Source organism: Nonomuraea sp. KM90, from assembly GCF_052246675.1.
In the GTDB taxonomy this organism is placed as follows: Bacteria; Actinomycetota; Actinomycetes; order Streptosporangiales; family Streptosporangiaceae; genus Nonomuraea.
This window is the reverse complement of the sequence record NZ_JBQQCB010000325.1, coordinates 1-2,020: the sequence shown is the minus strand read 5'-3', so window position 1 is coordinate 2,020 and position 2,020 is coordinate 1. Positions and strand designations below refer to the sequence as shown.

General features: G+C 67.8%; 1 protein-coding gene. It reads right to left on the bottom strand.

From position 1 onward, the window contains the following. Positions 1-29 precede the first annotated feature (29 nt). Complete coding sequence (gene ltrA, locus ACTWPW_RS63915; RefSeq protein ID WP_443174997.1) at positions 30-1,421, bottom strand: group II intron reverse transcriptase/maturase; 1,392 nt, start codon at positions 1,419-1,421, stop codon at positions 30-32. Positions 1,422-2,020 lie beyond the last annotated feature (599 nt).

Genomic DNA, 2,020 nt, shown 5'->3' with positions numbered 1-2,020 from the left:
ACCGTGCATGCGGTTCTCCCGCACACGGCTCACCGACGTCGTTCACCGGCGGCATTCGGTTTCACCCGCCAGGGCTTGCCCGCCCTGGGTGCGACGGTGATTCCATACAAGCTGATCAGTCTGAGGTCCGGCGGGCGGGAGTTGAGCAGTACCTGCCAGCCGAACGCCATGCTGCGGCGGTGACGTCGGCGCATGAAGTGCGCCAGCCGCCACTGCGCATATCGTCTGATCTTGCTGAGGCGCTGAGCCGAATGTCCGTAGCGGAAGTATCCGGCCCAACCACGAAGGAAGGCGTTCAGCCTGTCCACGATCGCCTCCGGCCACAGCAGCATCCACCGCCGGGAGGTGATCTCCCGGAGCCGGTCGCGGGCATGCTGCATGGCCTTGTCCGCAGGCCAGCGAGCCAGGAACGTCACCTTCGGCTTGCCCCGGTCGCCCCGGGAGCGCACCAGGCGGTGATGAAAGCCCAGAAAATCAAAGCCGTCACCACCAACCTGAAGGTGAATGATGCGGGTCTTGGCCGCCTTCGGCTCCAGCCCAAGGTCGGCCAGCAGCTCGGTCAACCGGGCCAGCGCCCGTTCGGCCTGGCCGCGAGACCAGCACATCACGACCACGTCGTCGGCGAACCGCACCATCACCCCATCCGCGTCGTCCCACGCCCGATCCACTCGGTGCAGGTAGACGTTGCAGAGCAACGGTGAGACCGGACCGCCCTGCGGAGTTCCGGTGACCGGCCGCCGCACCTGCCCGTCCTCCATGGCCCCCGCGCGCAGGATCGCGCGCAAAAGCGTGAGCACGGACTGGTCGCACACGCGTTCCTCTATCGCGTGCATCAACTTCTCGTGACCAATCGCCGAAAAGCAGTCGGCGATGTCCGTCTCGACCACCCACCGGCGGCCCCGCGCGCACTCATCCACGAGCACTTGCAGGGCGTCGTGCGCCGACCGTCTCGGGCGGAACCCGAACGAGCAGTCGGCCATGTCGGCCTCGAAGACCGGCTCGAGCACGATCTTCACCGCCGCCTGCACAATCCGGTCCCGAACCGCGGGAATCGACAGCGGGCGATACTGATCCTTCAGCCCCGGCTTGGGGATCAGAACTCTGCGCGCCGGCAGCGGCCGGTATCGCCGCTCCCGCAGTTCGGCGGCCACCTCGTCCAGGAGCCGGTCGACTCCGTACTCCTCGACCTGGGCCACAGTGGTCTTGTCGATGCCCGGTGCGCCGTTGTTGGTGCGCACCGCCACCCACGCGCGCTGCAGCACGTCTCTGCGGCAGACCTTGTCGAACAGCGCGTGGAACCTCCGTCCGGGATCGGCCTTGGCCGCCCGGTAGAGCGCATGCTGCAGGGCACGGACCGGATCACGCGGAACCCGTGGTTCCCGCGATCCCGAAGCGGCGGGACTAGCCTGACCGGCACTCACCGGCCCCTCCCTGGTCAGTCGCTACGCATCGACGAAGCAGCGGCCCTTCCCTCACCGCCGGTTGTGTTGTCCGGTCGGCTCGATCGGTACTACGGCCGCCTCCGACGCCCACCCGGCTCGCCGCCCACTTCCCGGCTCCGACCGGTTATAGGGCGCGACGCTCCGGCAACGAAGACAAGCTTCCGCAGGTTGCCGGGCCGGGGAGGGCCTCCCCAGTTCCCGCCGCCACTGTCGATGCGTTCCGCGCCCCATACGCCGAGGAGTCCTTGACGGCTGCGCTTCCAGGCTCTTCACCGCGTCCATGGCCTTCGCCCCGGTTTCGAGAGGCTCGGCACTCCCTCGTCCCACCCAAAGGGCGGGCTGAGTAACGACGCCGCAGGCTTCGCTTCATGCTACGGACCGCACCGTCGCTCCCCCATGAACAGGGCCTTTGACGCTGGGCTTCGACCCCGCCCGTTTCCAGACGAAGCCGCCAGCCTGCTACCGGGCCTCCTGGCACCTACCCGGACCGGACTTCCACCGGCAAGCGACGACGAGCTTACGAACAACAAGATGAGCCGCTATGTCACGGCTTCACCTCCTGTTCTGCTGGGCGCACG